The sequence below is a fragment of the Rhodococcus sp. BP-241 genome (genome assembly GCF_019836145.1).
Classification (GTDB): Bacteria; Actinomycetota; Actinomycetes; order Mycobacteriales; family Mycobacteriaceae; genus Rhodococcoides.
The window spans coordinates 306,797-323,874 of sequence record NZ_JABUEI010000005.1; the positions used below are offsets into that span (position 1 = coordinate 306,797).

16 protein-coding genes are annotated in these 17,078 nt (G+C 69.5%); 10 read left to right on the top strand and 6 right to left on the bottom strand.

From position 1 onward, the window contains the following. Nucleotides 1-14 precede the first annotated feature (14 nt). The 6 genes from HQ308_RS13420 to HQ308_RS13445 all read right to left on the bottom strand — a co-directional run bounded on the left by HQ308_RS13420 (nucleotide 15) and on the right by HQ308_RS13445 (nucleotide 5,784). Complete coding sequence (locus tag HQ308_RS13420) at nucleotides 15-1,235, bottom strand: ABC transporter permease (protein ID WP_027504197.1); 1,221 nt, start codon at nucleotides 1,233-1,235, stop codon at nucleotides 15-17. Next, nucleotides 1,232-2,128: an ABC transporter ATP-binding protein gene (locus HQ308_RS13425; protein ID WP_027504196.1), complete on the bottom strand. Its 897-nt coding sequence runs from the start codon at nucleotides 2,126-2,128 to the stop codon at nucleotides 1,232-1,234. Before HQ308_RS13425 ends, HQ308_RS13420 begins: the two co-directional genes overlap by 4 nt. Further along, nucleotides 2,125-2,691, bottom strand: a complete 567-nt coding sequence (locus tag HQ308_RS13430) for a hypothetical protein (protein ID WP_037183974.1) — start codon at nucleotides 2,689-2,691, stop codon at nucleotides 2,125-2,127. The genes HQ308_RS13425 and HQ308_RS13430 overlap by 4 nt, the downstream gene beginning before the upstream one ends. Further along, nucleotides 2,688-2,975 carry a helix-turn-helix transcriptional regulator gene (locus tag HQ308_RS13435; RefSeq protein ID WP_027504195.1) on the bottom strand — a complete coding sequence of 96 codons (288 nt, stop codon included), beginning with the start codon at nucleotides 2,973-2,975 and terminating at the stop codon, nucleotides 2,688-2,690. The genes HQ308_RS13430 and HQ308_RS13435 overlap by 4 nt, the downstream gene beginning before the upstream one ends. Before the next feature lie 86 nt (nucleotides 2,976-3,061). Beyond that, entirely contained in the window at nucleotides 3,062-4,702 is a 1,641-nt protein-coding gene (locus HQ308_RS13440; protein ID WP_056446899.1) for an ABC-F family ATP-binding cassette domain-containing protein, read from the bottom strand. Continuing rightward, complete coding sequence (locus tag HQ308_RS13445) at nucleotides 4,699-5,784, bottom strand: NAD(P)-binding domain-containing protein (RefSeq protein ID WP_222646655.1); 1,086 nt, start codon at nucleotides 5,782-5,784, stop codon at nucleotides 4,699-4,701. The genes HQ308_RS13440 and HQ308_RS13445 overlap by 4 nt, the downstream gene beginning before the upstream one ends. 93 nt (nucleotides 5,785-5,877) lie before the next feature. Between HQ308_RS13445 and HQ308_RS13450 the strand changes: the two genes are divergently transcribed. From HQ308_RS13450 to HQ308_RS13495, 10 genes are all read left to right on the top strand, one after another. Then, nucleotides 5,878-6,612: an enoyl-CoA hydratase gene (locus HQ308_RS13450; protein ID WP_027504192.1), complete on the top strand. Its 735-nt coding sequence runs from the start codon at nucleotides 5,878-5,880 to the stop codon at nucleotides 6,610-6,612. Nucleotides 6,613-6,772: 160 nt separating this feature from the next. Beyond that, the gene (locus tag HQ308_RS13455; protein ID WP_222646656.1) at nucleotides 6,773-8,455 is read left to right on the top strand and encodes a cytosine permease; all 1,683 of its coding nucleotides are present in this window, start codon (nucleotides 6,773-6,775) and stop codon (nucleotides 8,453-8,455) included. Between the two features lie 51 nt (nucleotides 8,456-8,506). Continuing rightward, on the top strand, nucleotides 8,507-9,628 hold the full coding sequence (locus tag HQ308_RS13460; RefSeq protein WP_308115779.1) for an MBL fold metallo-hydrolase: 1,122 nt from the start codon (nucleotides 8,507-8,509) through the stop codon (nucleotides 9,626-9,628). 5 nt (nucleotides 9,629-9,633) lie between these two features. Further along, complete coding sequence (locus tag HQ308_RS13465; protein ID WP_042575922.1) at nucleotides 9,634-9,822, top strand: antitoxin; 189 nt, start codon at nucleotides 9,634-9,636, stop codon at nucleotides 9,820-9,822. 24 nt (nucleotides 9,823-9,846) lie between these two features. Next, nucleotides 9,847-11,478 (top strand): Na+/H+ antiporter, encoded by a 1,632-nt coding sequence (locus HQ308_RS13470; protein WP_222646657.1) that lies wholly within the window; start codon nucleotides 9,847-9,849, stop codon nucleotides 11,476-11,478. A gap of 77 nt (nucleotides 11,479-11,555) precedes the next feature. Continuing rightward, on the top strand, nucleotides 11,556-12,734 hold the full coding sequence (locus tag HQ308_RS13475) for a lipase family protein (RefSeq protein WP_222646681.1): 1,179 nt from the start codon (nucleotides 11,556-11,558) through the stop codon (nucleotides 12,732-12,734). 29 nt (nucleotides 12,735-12,763) lie between these two features. Beyond that, the gene (locus tag HQ308_RS13480) at nucleotides 12,764-13,903 is read left to right on the top strand and encodes a sensor histidine kinase (protein WP_222646683.1); all 1,140 of its coding nucleotides are present in this window, start codon (nucleotides 12,764-12,766) and stop codon (nucleotides 13,901-13,903) included. Nucleotides 13,904-13,936: 33 nt separating this feature from the next. Then, complete coding sequence (locus HQ308_RS13485) at nucleotides 13,937-14,761, top strand: LytTR family DNA-binding domain-containing protein (RefSeq protein WP_222627733.1); 825 nt, start codon at nucleotides 13,937-13,939, stop codon at nucleotides 14,759-14,761. A gap of 1 nt (nucleotide 14,762) precedes the next feature. Then, the gene (locus tag HQ308_RS13490; protein ID WP_222627731.1) at nucleotides 14,763-15,119 is read left to right on the top strand and encodes a hypothetical protein; all 357 of its coding nucleotides are present in this window, start codon (nucleotides 14,763-14,765) and stop codon (nucleotides 15,117-15,119) included. A 31-nt stretch (nucleotides 15,120-15,150) separates the two neighbouring features. Continuing rightward, nucleotides 15,151-16,884 carry a cation acetate symporter gene (locus HQ308_RS13495; protein ID WP_056446914.1) on the top strand — a complete coding sequence of 578 codons (1,734 nt, stop codon included), beginning with the start codon at nucleotides 15,151-15,153 and terminating at the stop codon, nucleotides 16,882-16,884. The last annotated feature ends 194 nt before the right edge of the window (nucleotides 16,885-17,078 follow it).

Here is a 17,078-nt window from a genome sequence, read left to right on the forward strand (position 1 = left end):
AGTATGGCGTGCGATCAGGCGCGCCCGAGCGCCTCCTTCCAGGACACCGTGCGGCCGATGCGCAGGATGGAGCGCTGGTAGATCTTGGCCGCGACGACGGCGAGAACCAGGGTGGCGACGATCATCAGCACGATGGTGCCGACGATCTGGATCGGGTCCGCGACGCCCGCCGCGATGCGCAGCGGCATGAGGATGGCGGAGAACGGGGGAATCCACGACAGGACGGTCGGCAGTGTCGCTCCCGGGTCGTCGATGGACGAGAACGCCGCGAAGAACATCGCCAGGATCACGATCAGCAGCGGCATGGTCGTCGAGTTGACGTCCTCCTGGCGCGACACCATGGAGCCGCCGGCGGCGTAGAGCACCGCGAAGAACGCGAAGCCCAGCACGAACCAGCCGATGGTGGAGACGAAGACGCTGACGGCGGTACCGGTGACCGTGAGCGTGCCGGTGGCCGTGCCCGCGATGAGGCCGGCGGCGCCGTACGCGGTGAGCTGCACCAGTCCGACCACACCGATGCCGATCACCTTGCCCCACAGCAGCTGCAGCGGGCGCACGGTGGAGAGCAGCAGTTCGACGACCCGGGACGACTTCTCCTCCACGACACCCATCGCGACGTACATGCCGAAAGTGATGATCTGGGCGTACAGCAGGATGACGGCGATGAAACTCAGCGCGAGTCGTTGACCCTGTGCGGGATCGGGCGGATCGACGGCCTCGACCGTGACCGTGGCGGCGCTCGTCGCCGAGGTGACGGTGGCGGGATCGACTCCCAGCCCGGTGAGGGCGTCGTTCTGCGCCTGCGCGGCGACCGCGCTGTCGATGACGGCCTTCAGGGTGCCGTCGACGGTGTCCTCGGTGACGGCCGTGTACGCGCCGCCGGTCCCGGGGACGAGCGCCACGTCCACGTCGCCGTCGGTGACCTGCGTGCGAGCCTCGTCCGCCGAGCCGATCTCGCGGACCTCGACGGGAGCGCCGAGTTGATCGCCCACCGCGGTGAGGGTCTGGGACAGGCTTTGGTCACCGACCAGCCCGAGGGGCGTCCGGTCCTCGGAGTCGCTGCCGCCGGAGAAGATCGAGAACGCGACGATGCCGCCGACGATGACCAGCAGCACGATGGCGTTGGAGATCAGGAAGCTCTTCTTCCGCACCTGGACGTCGAACTCGCGCCGGGCGACGAGCGCGATGGCTCGTCCCGCCGAGAGCGGTGATCGGGTGGTCGACTTCTCGCTCATGCCACTACCTCTCGGTACAGGTCGGTCAGGGACGGTGTGCTGCGGGCGAACTCGTGCACGGGTCCGGTGGCGAGCGCTGCGGCGAGCACCGCCTGGTCGTCCGCCTCGGGCGCCAACGACAGGCTGGTGCGCCCGTCGGAGTGCGACACGGTGGTGACCCCGGTCAGCGCGTCGGCCCAGCCGGCGGGAGCGGCCGGGGCGTGCACCTCGAGGGTGGTGCCGGACTTGCCGCGCAGTTCGTCGACGTTGCCCACGGCCTTCATCCGGCCGGAACCGATGATGCCGACCCGATCGCACAGGCGCTGCACCAGATCGAGCTGGTGGCTCGAGAACAGCACGGGGACACCGGTGCGGGCCTTCTCGAGAAGCACCTCGCTCATGGTGTCGACGGCCACGGGGTCGAGACCCGAGAAGGGTTCGTCCAGCACCAGGACGGCGGGATCGTGAATCAGGGCTGCGGCCAACTGGACTCGCTGCTGGTTTCCCAGTGACAGTGAATCGACCGTGTCGTTCACCCGGCCGTCGATGCCGAGGCGCTCGGTCCAGGTCGCGACCGCGGCGGAGGCGTCGGACGTGGACAGCCCGTGCAGCTCGGCCAGGTACTTCAGCTGCGCCCCCACCTTCATCTTCGGGTACAGCCCACGCTCCTCCGGCATGTACCCGATGGTGCGGCGCACGTTCAGGTCGATGGGCTGCCCGTTCAGGCGTGCCTCTCCCGAATCGGCTCCCAGCACGCCGAGGGTGATGCGCATCGTCGTGGTCTTGCCGGCACCGTTGCTGCCGACGAACCCGAACACCTCGCCGGGATTCACGGTGAACCCGACGCCGTCGAGTGCGACGGTCTCGCCGTATCTCTTGTGCAGGTCGTCGATCTCGAGAGTCGAGCCGCTCATGCTGATCCTTTCTCGGGGGAGTGGGGTGTGGGAGTGGGGAATTCGTCCGGTTCGTCGACCGGCGCCGTCCAGGCGAGGATGATGCCGGGAGAGCAGATCCCGACAAGTAGACCACTCAGTATGATGAATCCGCCACCGAGTGCCAGTCGGGGATCGTCGGTGAAGGTGGTCGCCCACACCAGTGCGAGCGCCGGAACCGTCACCGCGCCCTGGGTGATCGCGAACCCGATCGAGCGAGCCGCGTTGCGACGTTCCAGGTCCCACTCGTCGAGCGCATCGGCGGGAGCATCGCTGCGGCGGCCGGTGACGATCTGCAGCGTCGTCCACGACACGCTCATGAGGATCGCGCCGGGAAGCCAGGTGAGCGGCGCCCACTCGGGCCCGACGAGAATGAAGATCGACGATGCCGCGAGCGCGACGAGCGAGGCGACGAGAATCCACACCAGCAGCCGGCGCCGTGACCTGGTGCGCCAGCCGGGGAGGTAGTGCGCGTACCGCGCCTCGTTCTGCAGGTATCGACGGGTGCGGAACGCCTGATAGCGGTCCAGAACGGTGTCACTCATCGTGGTGTCCCTTCCTCGGGCTGGGTGCGTCGGTAGACCTCCGTGGACAGCGGCGCGAACTCGGTACGCGAGAACACCGCCTCGACCGGCAGCCCGAACACGTCGCAGATGCGCATCGCGAGATCGAGGCTCGGGTAGTGGTCGCCGCGTTCGAGTGCGCCGACCGTCTGCGGGTTGACCTCGACGAGTTCCGCGAGCTGGGCGCGGGTCATCCGACGCTCGGCGCGCAGCACACCGATGCGGTTGTGGATGGGGAGCGTGGTCCCGCGTTTGACCGGACTCATATATCGAAGTGTTGTATAAACCCAACGATGTGTCAATACCGGAGGCAGCACTGTTCGCGCGAGCGCGCGCTGAACCACACGATCGCTCAGTCCTGGTGCAGAACGCCCTGCGCGACGGTCCACCGGCGCGTGCTGCGCACCGAGTCGAGCATCCGCCGGTCGTGGGTGACCAGGAGCATCGTTCCCTCGTAGGTCTCCAGTGCCGATTCGAGCTGCTCGATGGCGGGGACGTCGAGGTGGTTGGTGGGCTCGTCGAGCACGAGCAGGTTCACCCCTCGTGCCTGCAGCAGCGCGAGTCCCGCTCGGGTGCGCTCGCCGGGGGACAGGGATGCCGACGGCCGCAGGGCGGCCTGTCCGCGGAGACCGAACTTCGCCAGGAGTGTGCGGACGTCGGCGTCCGGCCAGTCCGGAACGGAGGCTGCCAGCGCGTCGGCGACCGAGTCGGGTCCGTCGAAAGCCGAACGCGCCTGGTCCATCTCGCCGATCTCGACTCCGGAACCGATGCTCACGGATCCACTGGTCGGCGTGATGCGGCCCAGCAGCAGGTGCAGCAGGGTTGTCTTGCCCGAGCCGTTGGCGCCGGTGACGACGATGCGGTCCCCGGCGTCGATCTGTGCCGTCACCGGCCCGAGCCGGAACGCCCCCCGCTCCACGACGGCGGAGTTCACGGAGACCACGACGCTGCCGCTGCGGGGCGCCGCCGCGATCTCCATGCGCAGTTCCCACTCCTTGCGCGGCTCCTCGACGACGTCGAGCCGTTCGATGCGTCGCTGGGTCTGGCGCGCCTTCGCGGCTTGCTTCTCCGTCGATTCGGCGCGGACCTTCCGGCTCGCCTTGTCGTTGTCCTTGCTCTTGCGTCGAGCGTTCCGCACGCCGTGCTCGAGCCAGTTCCGTTGCATCCGAGCGCGATCCTCGAGCCCGGACCTGGTGTCGGCGTACTGCTCGAACTCTTCCCGTGCGTGACGGCGCGCCACGTCGCGCTCGACGAGGTAGGCCTCGTACCCGCCGTCGTAGACCGCTATCTGCTGCTGCGCCAGGTCCAGCTCGACGATGCCGGTGACGGTGCGCGCCAGGAACTCACGATCGTGACTGACGATCATCACGGCGCACTGGGTACTCGTCACGAAGTTCTCGAGCTGGTCCAGTCCCGCGAGATCCAGATCGTTGGTGGGCTCGTCGAGAAGCAGGACGTCGTAGCGCGCCAACAGGATTCCCGCGAGTGATGCGCGGGCCGCCTGCCCACCGGACAGGGCGGACATCTCGGTGTCGAGCGCCGCGTCCAGGCCCAGGCCGGCGAGCACCGACTCGGCTCGCTCGGGCAGATCGGCGCCGCCGAGCGCCAACCACCGCTCCAGTGCCGGTGTGTAGAGATCGTCCGACGCGCTCGCGTCGCCGAGCGTCTCCGCCGCCGCGTTCATCGCGTCCTCGGCCGCGCGCACTCCGGTGCGGCGCTGCAGGAACATCTCGACGGTCTCACCGGGAACGCGGGAGACCTCCTGCGCCAGGTGGCCGACGGTGGCGTCCGACGGGGTGAGCGTGACCGTGCCGTCGTGGTCGACCCCGGTCGCCGTGCCCGCCAGCAGGCCGAGCAGCGTCGACTTGCCGGCTCCGTTCGCGCCGACCAGCCCGACGACGTCGCCGGGTCCGACGGTGAGGTCGAGACCGTCGAACAGCGTGCGCTCGCCGCGATAGGCGGACAGGTCGTCGACACGGACCACGGCACTCACGTCTCGCCCAGCTCCTGAAGTAGTTCCCGCACGGCCGTGCGTCCCGCACGGTTGGCGCCGATGGTGCTGGCCGACGGACCGTATCCGATCAGATGGACGCTGGGCCGCGCGGCCACTCGAGTGGCCGACGCGCCGGTCATCGTGATGCCGCCGCCCGGCCCGCGCAGTCGGAGTGGCGCGAGGTGATCGAGCGCGCTGCGAAACCCGGTGGCCCACAGGATGACGTCCGCCCGGGTGGCGGTGCCGTCGTCCCACCGCACTCCGTCGGGTGTGACCTCCGCGAACATGGGCCGCCGTACCAGGACGCCGCGATCGCGGGCCTCGCGCAAGCTGGGGGTGAGGATCAGACCGGTCACCGACACCACCGATCCTGGCGGCAGTCCGCGGCGCACTCGATCCTCGACCTGCGCGACGGCAGCGCGGCCCACCTCGGGTGTGAAGTCCCGCTCGAGGAAGACGGGCTCGCGGCGGGTCACCCACGTCGTGGTGGTCACGCGTGAGATCTCGTCGAGCAACTGCACCGCGGAGATCCCGCCTCCGACGACGACGACGTGCTCGCCGCGGAACTCCTCCGCCGAGTCGTAGTCGCGCGTGTGCAGTTGGCGCCCCGTGAACGTCTCCATGCCGGGGTAGCGCGGGACGAACGGGTGCTCCCAGGTGCCGGTGCAGTTGATCAAGCCCCGTGCGTGGACGTCGCCCTGCTCGGCCTCCACCCGGTACCGCATCGTCGTCTCGTGTCGGTCGCAGACGACCGACACCCGTCCCGGCCGCCGCACGGGCAGCGCGAAGTGCTTCTCGTACGCCGCGTAGTACTCGGGCACCGCCGACGACGCGGGCACGTGCGCGGGGTCGACGTCGGGGGCCAGCGTGTCCGCGAACGCCATGCCCGGGAGGTCGTGCACCCCGTTGACGGTCTCGAGGGTCAGGGAGGGCCAGCGGAACTGCCACGCCCCACCGGGAGCCGGCGCACCGTCGAGCACGACGTAGTCGTCCCATGCCCGCAGCCCCGCTCGCTGCAGGAAATAGGCCGCGGACAGACCGGCCTGCCCGGCACCGATCACTGCGACGTCGACGTGTTGCACCCGTCCAGTACACCAGTCAGGGCTCCGCACCCGGTAAATTCGCGTAAGGGGGTCTCACAGAACACTTCGTTCCACGCAGAGAGAAGACACAACGTGACCATTGGTATCACCAGGAACGGCGCGGTTCTCACCGTGGAACTGCAGCGACCGGAGCGCCGCAACGCTCTGAACACGGCTCTGTGCACCGAAGTGCGTGAGGCGGTGGAGGGTGCCGAGGCGGACGGCACCCGCGTCGTCGTGATCACCGGCGAGGGCACGAGCTTCTGCGCGGGCGCCGATCTGTCGGGCGAAGCCATCGCCGACGAGTTCCCCGAGGCGCTGCTGTCGATGAACCGCGCGCTCCAGACCGTGTCGGTCCCGGTCATCGCCGCCGTGAACGGGCCTGCTGTGGGTGCGGGCACGCAGTTGGCCATCGCCGCAGACCTGCGGGTGGTCGACTCGGGCGCCTTCTTCGCCATTCCCTCCACCCGGTTGGCCATCGCCGTGGACAACTGGACCGTCAAGCGGCTGGTGTCGCTGGCCGGCGGCGGTCCCGCCCGGACGGTGCTCCTGGGTGCCGAGCAGTTGTCCGCCGAGCAGGCGCTGGCGTGCGGACTGGCCAACAAACTCGGCGACCTCGACGTCGCGCACGCGTGGGCCGAGGAGATCGCGCAGCTGGCGCCACTGTCGCTGCGTCACCTCAAACTCGTCTTCAACGACGACGGCACACGTGACGAGGCGAACGCCACGCAGCTCGACGCGTTCGCGGCCGCCTGGGCGAGCAACGACGCCGTGGAGGCGCGGATCGCGCGCAAGGAGAAGCGACGCCCGGTCTTCCAGGGCCAGTGACGACATCGGGGTCGCTGACCTGCCGATTCGGACAAAGGCGACACCCCGGCACCACGTAACGCACTCGACACAGAGTGCGTACAGTCCGGCAACACAGCGTTCCTACGGTCATCTCGCATCGCGCCGCCACGGCGTGCGACACGACCGGAGGCACCCGACCATGACCGCTCTCGGAGACGTTCCACCCGACTCCACGCTCACGTCCGACAGTCAGAAGCAGTCGGCGGCACTGAAGGAGACGCTCGAGGACTACACGCTGCGCTTCGCCCCGCGCAGCTACCGCAAGTGGGGGACCGGCGTCGTGGCGACGTCGGCTCTCGGCGGAATCGCCTATCTCGCGGACTTCGCCATCGGCGCCAACATCGGCATCTCCTACGGCACCGGCAACGCGCTGTGGGGAATCCTGGTGTTCGCCGTCGTCATCTTCCTGACGGGTCTGCCGCTCGCCTACTACGCGGCGCGCTACAACATCGACCTCGATCTGATCACGCGCGGAAGCGGATTCGGCTACTACGGGTCGGTGGTCACCAACGTCATCTTCGCGACGTTCACGTTCATCTTCTTCGCGCTCGAAGGGTCGATCATGGCCCAGGGCCTCGAACTGGGGCTGAACATCCCGCTGCCCATCGGGTACGCGGTGTCCACCCTGATGGTCATCCCGTTGGTCATCTACGGCATGAAGGCGCTCGCCACACTGCAGGTGTGGACGACCCCGCTGTGGCTGATCCTCATGGTGCTGCCGTTCGTCTATCTCGTGGTGAGCAACCCCGACTCCATCGGTCAGTTCATGGCCTACGGGGGTGCCGACGGTGCCGCCGGCACCGGTGTGAACCTCGGATCCGTCATGCTGGCCGCGGGTGTCTGCCTCTCGTTGATCGCTCAGATCGCGGAGCAGATCGACTACCTGCGCTTCATGCCGCCCAAGACGCCGGAGAACTCGCGTCGCTGGTGGACGGCCGTCCTGCTCGCGGGGCCGGGCTGGGTCATCTTCGGTGCGCTCAAGCAGATCGTCGGACTCTTCCTCGCCGTGTACCTCATCGCGAACGTGGTCGACGGATCGTCGATCGCCAACGAGCCGGTGCACCAGTTCCTCGAGATCTACGAGAACTTCATGCCGGGCTGGCTCGCCATGACCCTCGCCGTGGTGCTCGTCGTCATCTCGCAGATCAAGATCAACGTGACCAACGCGTACTCGGGCTCCCTGGCGTGGACCAACTCGTACACCCGCGTCACCAAGTCCTACCCCGGACGACTGGTCTTCGTGCTGTTCAACCTCGCGATCGCGTTGATCCTGATGGAAGCCAACATGTTCGACTTCCTCAACAACATCCTCGGGTTCTACGCGAACTGCGGTATCGCCTGGATCGCGGTGGTCGCCTCCGACATCGTGTTCAACAAGTACTTGCTGAAGCTGTCCCCGAAGGTGCCGGAGTTCCGCAGGGGGATGCTCTACGCGGTGAACCCCGTCGGTTTCGGTTCCATGGCGGTGTCCGCGATCCTGTCCATCCTCGTGTTCTTCGGGGCGTTCGGGCCGGCGATCAAGCCGTACTCGCCCATCGTGGCGCTGGTACTGGCGATCGTGCTGCCGCCCGTGCTGGCGATCGCGACCAAGTGCAAGTACTACCTGCGGCGCACCGACGACGGCATCGACCTGCCGATGTTCGACGAGTACGGCAACCCGTCCGACGCGACGCTGCTGTGCTCGGTGTCGGGAATGGAGTTCGAGCGGCCGGACATGATCGCGTCGGCCAAGAAGGGGCCGAACGGGGAGACGCTCTACATCTCGTCGCTGTCGCTGAGCACCGACAAGACGGGGGAGCACATCCTGCCGGAACAGACGTGAGCCGATACTTGTGAAGTCGGTACACATCAACCGTGGACTAGTGTCGGAGGCGTGAAACCAGCCACCGCAGCAGTGTCCATCGGGCTCGCCGCCGCAGGGTTGTCCTGGCTCGCGCGCGCGGCGTGGGGTGTGCCGTCCGCCGTCGGCGCCGGACGCGGTGCCATCCGTCCGTACGCCGCCGCGTCCTCGCACTACCGGGACCGCAAGTTCCACAACACACGCAGCAGCTCGCCGGTCGCGGCGGGGGAGCAGGCGAGCATCGGAGCCGCGATGCTCACGCGCGGCCGCTCGGGACGACCCGAGCGCGCCGTGCCGTTGGCCACCCCGCTCGCGCCGGCGGAGGCCGGGGACCTGGCCGTCACCTGGTTCGGGCACTCCTCGGTGGTCGTCGAGATCGACGGTCACCGCGTGCTCACCGATCCGGTCTGGAGCCGGCGGGTCTCACCGTCGCGGGTTCTCGGACCGGCCAGGTTGCACCCGGTACCCGTTGCGGCCGAGGCGCTTCCGCAGGTCGACGCCATCGTCATCTCGCACGATCACTACGACCACCTCGACCGTGACACGGTGGCCACGCTGCTCACGTCGCAGTCGGCGCCGTTCCTGGTGCCGCTGGGGGTGGGCGCCCATCTGCGCCGCTGGAAGGTTCCCGAGGACCGGATCGTCGAGCTCGACTGGAACGACGACGTCCGCATCGGATCGCTCACCGTCACGTGCCTGGAGGCACGACACTTCTCGGGCCGGTCCCTGGTGCGCGACACCACGCAGTGGGCGTCGTGGTCGGTGGTGGGTCCGGAGCACCGGGCCTTCTTCGGCGGCGACACCGGCTACACCGAGGCGTTCGCGGACATCGGCGCGCGGCTCGGTCCGTTCGACGTGACCCTGCTTCCCGTCGGTGCCTACGACGACCGGTGGCCGGACATCCACATGAACCCCGAGGAGGCGGCGCGGTCGCACGGTGACCTGCAGCAGGGCACCCCGTCCTCCGGCGTCGTCGTGCCCGTCCACTGGGCGACCTTCAACCTCGCGTTCCACCCGTGGTCCGAACCCGTGGAGCGGCTGCTGACGGCCGCCGAGGCGGAGCGGATCTCGGTGGTGGTGCCGATGCCGGGCCAGCGTGTCGATCTCGCGCGTCCTCTCCCGCACCGGCGTTGGTGGTCCGGCGCGGTATCGTGACGACCATGGCACTCGTGGACAACCTCAAGAAGCTGATCGGCCAGGGCAAGAAGGCCGCCGCTCAGAACAGTGACAAGATCGAGAAGGCCGTGGACAAGGCAGCGGACTTCGCCGACAAGAAGACGCAGGGCAAGTACGCCGACAAGATCGACAAGGTCCAGGACGCCGCCAAGAAGGCGATCCCCGAGAAGTAGCAGACCCGCGCGGTAGTCGAGTCGATGGACGGGTGGCTCCTGCTTCTGGTGATCGTCGGGGCCGTCGTCATCGCCGGCTTCGCCAAGCGCCTCGATCTGCAGGTGCCCCTCGTTCTCGTCGCCGTCGGGTCGGTCGCCTCGTTCGTCCCCGGGCTGCCGCGTCCCGCTCTCGAACCCGAACTCCTTCTGGGCGTGATCCTTCCGCCCCTGCTGTACTCGACAGCGTTGAACTTCTCGTTCCGCTCCTTCGCGCACAACTTCCGCTCCATCGTCCGGCTCGGCGTCGGTCTCGTCGTCGTCACGACCGTCTCGGTGGGGTACTTCTCGTACTGGCTCGTCCCGGAGCTGACACTGGGCGCCGCCCTGGTCCTCGGCGCCGTGGTCGCGCCGCCCGACGCCGTCGCCGCGGTAGCCGTGGGGCGCAAGCTGGGTCTGCCCGCGCGCATGATGGCGATCCTCACCGGCGAATCACTCGTCAACGACGCGGCGGCGCTGACCCTGTTCACCATCACCGTCGCCTCCGTGACGGGAAGCCGGGTCGGCATCGACTCGCCGCTCCTGTTCTTCGTCTACGAGGTCGTGGGCGGCGTCGCCGTGGGATACGTGCTCAGCCGACTCGTGCGCTTCGTCCGCAGCCGTATGGCGGACAGCGCGCTGGAGACCGTGCTGGGCATCCTCGTTCCCTTCACCGCCTACCTCGCCGCGGAGCAGATCCACGCCTCGGGTGTGCTCGCCGTCGTCACCGCCGGATTCGTGCTCGGTTCGGCGCGCAGCGGCGACGCGATCCCGACGCGAATCCAGGAGCGGCACGTCTGGCCGACGCTCGATCTGCTCCTCGAGACCTTCGTCTTCGCCTACATGGGCCTGCAGCTCAAGTTCGTCATCGACGACATCAGCCGCGAGGGGCTGCCCGTCCACCACATCTTCCTGTACGGACTTCTGGTCCTCGCGCTCGTCATGGCGGTGCGTCCGGTGATGCTGTTCGCCGGCTCGGCGCTGCGACGCGTCTACCACCGGGCTCGATCGACCGAGGACGCGGAACTGACCTGGCGCCAGAACGTCGTCCTGTCCTGGGCCGGGATGCGCGGAGTGGTGACCCTCGCGGCGGCCGCCGGTGTCCCCTTCACCACCCTCGCGCGGGACGACTTCCCGGGGCGTGGAGTCATCCAGGCCATCGCCTTCACCGTGGCCGTCGGAACCCTGCTGATCCAGGGGGTGACATTGCCGCTGGTGATCCGACGGCTGGACATCTCCGACCCGGACGAGGCCCGGCATCTCGACGAGCAGCGCGCACTCGCTCGGCAGATCGCCCGCCGTGCGGTCGAGGAGTCGCTCGACGAGGCGATGACGAAGGTCGAGGGAACCGAGGCCGCCGAGGTCGTCGATCGGGTGCGCCGCGTGATGCTGGGCCGTCTCCGGACGGAGCAGGACGAGGACGATCAGGAGAGGGCCGCGCGGGCGCGGTCCTCCGGCGCGGTGTTCGATCGATGGCGGCGCACCGCACTGCGGCGACAGCGCGAGGCGTTGCTCGCCGCACGCGACGCGGGGGACCTCGACGACGAGGTTCTCGCCGCGGTTCTGGACGGGCTCGACATCGAGCAGGCCGCCACCGAGACACGGTTGCAGCGATTCATGGCGGAAAGAGGTCGAGAGTGAACGTGTGCAGGATCGGTTCGAGACCAGGACTGCGCGGCAGGGTCCCGGTCCTGCTGGGATCGGCACTGGCGGCGTCGATGCTGATGCTGTCGGGATGTGCGTCCTCGGATCCCGCGCCCACCCCGGGGAACGACGCGACCACCGACGCGGCACCCCGCTCTCCTGCCCCCACGGGCGACGAGCGCGGCTCGCTGGTCGCCGACGTGCTCCTCGGTCAGGTCGACCAGGCGGTCACCAATCTCGGCGCCACGGCGCACCGCATCACGTACCGCTCGACGTCCGGGGTGGACGGCGGCGGTGTCGACGTCACGGGCACGGTGTTCGTCCCGGCCGGCGCACCGCCCGAGGGGGGATGGCCGGTCGTGTCCGTCGGGCACGGCACGACGGGTGTGACCGACGAGTGCGCACCGTCCCTCTATCCCAATCTGCTCGGCTCCATCGGCCTGGTCACGCCGATGCTCGAACGCGGCGCCGTCGTCGCGGTGACGGACTACGAGGGCCTGGGAACCGACGATCCGCATCCGTACCTGAACGCGCCGTCGGCCGGTCACGACATCATCGACGCTGTCCGCGCAGCGCGGAACGTGGCGCCCGGCAGCGGAACTCGCTGGGCGGCGCTGGGCGTGTCGCAGGGTGGGCAGGCCACCTGGGCCGCCGCCGAGATGGCCTCGGAGTACGGCGACGGGCTCGAGTTCCTGGGATCGGCCAACCTGTCCCCGGCCGCGGACATCAGCCCGATCGCCCCGGAGTCCGGACTGGGGCAGCTCACGTTGCCGCAGAAGGCGATCATGCCGTTCGTCGTCGAGGGCTTCCTGGTGGACCATCCGGAGTACACCGACGCGGACTTCCTCAGCGGCGGACTGCTGGAGAACAAGGACGTCCTCTTGGCCTGCACGGGACCCCTGGCCGCCGGGAAGTTGACGGCCGCGGGATCCATCGGACCGGACGACGTGCGCCCCAGCTCGCCGGAGGCGTACGCCGCCATTCGAGAGTGGTTGTCGGACAACGCCCTACCGCAGGGGCGGGCCGCGGCGCCGATGATGGTGCTGGTCGGCTCGCGAGACGATCTCATCCTGCCGCAGTGGACCGAGGACGCGTCCCGCCGAGCGTGCGCGCAGGGCGACGTCATCGACTACCGGGTCCGGGCGGACCAGGGCCACGCCGACTCGGCCGCCAACATCGAGGGCATCGACTGGATCACCCAGCGGTTCGCGGGAACCGGACAACCGACGAACACGTGTGACCAGGTGCCGTGACAGCCACCACGGCGGTCGTCCTGTTGGTGATGGCCGCGGTCGTCGCCGGTGCGGTCGTCGTCATCACGCGCCGGGGGACGCGCCCGCTGACCACGCCCACCGAACGCGCGGTGCACGCCGCGCTGCACACCGCGTCGCTCGCGGCACGCCCGTTGCGGCGGGGCCTCGACGCCGCGTCCGCGTCGGAGGCGGCGCCGCACCTGCGCACGCTGACCGGTGCCGCCGCCGTCGTCCTGGCGGGACCGGACGGGACGGTGTTGGGCCACGACGGTCCCGTCGACGGGACCCTGGACGAGTTCCCCGTGGTCGCCCGCCGCGCCGTCGACACCGAGCGTCGGGTGCTGCTGCGCACCGCCGCGACCGCGGACGCCCCGGCACGTTCGGTGGTGGTGCAGCCGGTCCTCACCGAGGGCGCCGACGTGGTCTGCGTGCTGGGCGTGGTCACGCTGGAGGAACCCGGTCCCGGTCTTCTCGGGGCTTGCACCGAGGTCGCGCGGTACGTCGGCGAGCAGGTCGAGCTGGCCGAACTCGACGCGAGCAGAGCACGCCTCGACCGGGCCGAGGTCCGGGCGCTGCGCGCCCAGATCAGCCCGCACTTCATCTACAACGCCCTGACGACCATCGCGTCGTTCGTGCGGACCGATCCCGATCGTGCGCGCGAGTTGGTCCTCGAGTTCGCCGACTTCACGCGCTACTCGTTCCGCACGGCGGGGGAGTTCACGGTGCTCTCCGACGAGCTCCGCAACATCGACCGGTACCTCACGCTCGAGCGCGCGCGTTTCGGTGACTCCCTCGACGTGACGGTGCAGATCGCTCCCGAGGTACTCGGAGTGGTGTTGCCGTTCCTGGCGCTGCAGCCCCTCGTCGAGAACGCGGTGCGCCACGGCGTCGCAGGCCGGGGCCGCGGCCGTATCACCGTGATCGCGGCGGACGCGGGTACGGACGCGGCCATCAGCATCGAGGACGACGGTGTCGGCATGGATCCGGAACTGCTGCGCTCCGGCGACCTGGGATCGGAAGAGGGGGTGCACGTCGGACTCGCCAACGTCGACGACCGGTTGCGCGCCGCCTTCGGCAACGACTACGGCCTGGTGGTGGAGACCGCGCCGGACGCCGGCACCAAGGTGAGTATGCGGATCCCGAAATTTCGGGCAGGCATCCGGCCCTGACGTGCGCGCGCGACATGGCACGATGAAGACGCCATGAGCCCCACCCATGCCACCGAGGCGACCACGCCCCCCGCTGCCGACCGGCCCCTGCGGCTGCTCGCCGTGGACGACGAGCGGCCGGCCCTGGACGAACTCGTCTACCTGCTGCGCCGCCACCCGGCGGTCGGATCGGTCGAGGGAGCGAGCGACGCCACCACGGCGCTGCGCATCCTGCGCGACGCGCCGGTCGACGGTGTCTTTCTCGACATCGACATGCCCGGACTCGACGGCATGGAACTGGCCGGAGTGCTGAGCAACTTCGCCTCACCGCCGGCGGTCGTCTTCGTGACGGCCCACGACGATCGCGCCGTCGCCGCCTTCGAGATCGGGGCCGTCGACTACCTCCTCAAGCCGATCCGTGACCAGCGCCTGTCCGACGCTGTCCGCCGCGTCGTCGACAAGAGGTCCGGCGCGGTACCGGGTCCCGCGGGGCGCAGCGACCAGGACGACGTGATCCCGGTGGAGCTCGGCGGTGTGACGACGATGGTGCCGCGATCCACCGTCGTCTGGGTGGAGGCCGAGGGCGACTACGCCCGGCTGCACACGACGACCGGCACCCACCTGGTGCGGATCGCCCTCTCGACGCTGGAGTCCCGCTGGGCCGACCACGGATTCCTGCGCGTCCATCGGTCGTACCTCGTGTCCGTCGGCCAGGTCGGGGGGACCCGCACCGTCGGGTCCGGACTGGTGGTCTGCCTGCGCGGCACGGGTGCCTGCCCACCCGTCGAGCTCCCGGTGAGCCGTCGCCACACCCGCGAACTCCGCGATCGGCTCGTCCGCGGCCCACGAGCGGCACTCGCCGGACAGCACCGTTCCTGAGATGGCGGCGCAGCGAGAGAAGGTGGTGTTGGCCCAGCGCCGCGGCGCACGCATCGTGCGCACCCGGGTGGAGGTCCAGGAGCAGACCGAGGTGGGCGAGGCCATGATCAACGGCCTGGTCCGCGCACAGTTGGCGCTCGCGTTGCGCACCGCGGCCGTCGTCGTCCTGATCCTCGGCATCGTCCCGCTGGTGTGGGTGTTCGCGCCGGCCGCGGGTACCGCACGCATCGCCGGCATCGGGGTCCCGTGGTGGTCGCTCGCCGTCGCCGCGTACCCGGTCCTGCTGGTCGCCGGGTACCTCTTCGTCCGTTCGGCCGAGCGCAACGAGCAGGAGTTCACCGAACTGGTGGAGGACTGATGGCCGGCGCTCTCACGTCCGGCACGCGCTGATGGTGTCCGTCCCCACGGTGCTCGCCGTCATCTTCTCGGCGGTGGCCACCGTCGCGGTGGGCGCGTACGGAGTCCGGTTGGCGCGCACCACCTCCGACTTCCTCGTCGCCTCCCGTAGCGTGGGTCCGCGGTGGAACGCCGCGGCCGTGTCCGGTGAGTACCTCTCGGCCGCATCGTTTCTCGGGGTCGCGGGCCTGATCGCCAAGTACGGTGCCGACGCACTGTGGTACCCGGTGGGCTTCACGGCCGGGTATCTCGGGCTGTTGCTGTTCGTCTCGGCGCCGCTGCGACGGTCCGGTGCGTACACGGTGCCGGACTTCGCCGAGTTCCGCCTCGGTTCGGCGCGGCTCCGCACGTTGGCCATGCTGGTGGTCGCCGGGGTGTGCGCGCTGTACCTCGTCCCGCAGCTGCAGGGCGCCGGGCTCACCCTCAACATCCTTCTCGGCGTTCCCAGTTGGGTCGGCGCGGCTGTCATCGGAGTGATCGTGATCCTCAACGTGGTCGGCGGCGGCATGCGCTCCATCACGTTCGTCCAGGCGTTCCAGTACTGGCTCAAGCTGACGGCCGTCGCGGTACCGGCGCTGGTGCTCGCGGTGCATTTCGCGGCCGATCCGCGCGAGATGGGCACCCCCGCACCGCCGTCCGTGGACACCGCCACGACTGTCGACATCAGTACCGACGTCGTCGTGCAGGTGCAGGAGAACCTCGACGTCGTGGTCCGCGGCACCGTCGACGGCGCCGCGGTGGACGGACCGACGACACTCGACGCGGGCGACCACACCCTGCAGTCGGGCACGGTGCTCGAACTCGAGGCCGGATCGCCGGTCCCCGTGGTGGCGGGCGCACCGGTCGAGGGCTCCGACTGGCTCTCGCCCGGCAACGGTTTCGGTGGTCCCTTCCCGCTGTACCAGGTGTACTCGCTGATCCTCGCCACGTTCCTCGGCACGATGGGGCTGCCACACGTCCTCGTGCGCTTCTACACCAACCCGGACGGGCCGGCGGCCCGCTGGACGGCGCTGACCGTGGTGGGTCTGCTGTCGGTGTTCTACCTGTTCCCGACGGTGCTGGGTGTGTTCGCACGCCTGTACGTTCCCCAGTTGCTGATCACCGGAGCATCCGACGCGGCCGTGCTCCTGCTGCCGTCGGCGGCCATCGACGGGGTGCCGGGGCTGCTGCTCGCCGCACTCGTCGCCGCGGGCGCGATGGCGGCGTTCCTGTCCACGTCGTCGGGACTGCTGGTGACCATCGCCGGAGTGCTCAGCACCGACGTCCTGCGCGGGCGGGTACGCGACTTCCGGATCGCCGCGATCGTGGCCGGCACCGGTCCGCTGCTGCTGTCGGTCGGGCTGGTGACGCTCGACCTCTCCCGCACCGTCGGGCTCGTGTTCGCCGTCGCGGCGTCGACGCTGTGTCCGCTGCTGGTGCTCGGCATCTGGTGGCGCGGTCTCACCGCCGCAGGGGCCGCCGCGGGGCTGATCGTCGGCGGCGGGGTCTCCACGGCCGCCGCATCCCTCGCCGTGCTCGGCGGGGTGTCCGATCAGCTCCTGGGTGGGTGGGCCGCGGCGATCGTCGGCTACCCGGCGGCGGTCAGCGTGCCCCTCGCCTTCGCCGTCATGGTGACGGTGTCGCTGGCGACTCGGTCCTCGATACCGCTGGACATCGGCCGCATCATGTCGGCCATGCACGCACCCGAACGCCTCGGTCTGGGCGTGGAGCGACTGCGCAAGCAGTGAGCGGCACGACCGTTCGTCCCGCCCGGCAGACCGTTCGGCGCACCGGCGCGCTGCTCGGCGTGTGATCGGCGCCACGCCGTATCGGTGTGATGGTGGTCTCACTACCGTCATCCGAGTATCTCCCGACACGTAGGAGCACCCGTGACCACCGCACAACCCCATTCGGGCGCACACCCCGAACCCCGGACCCCGTC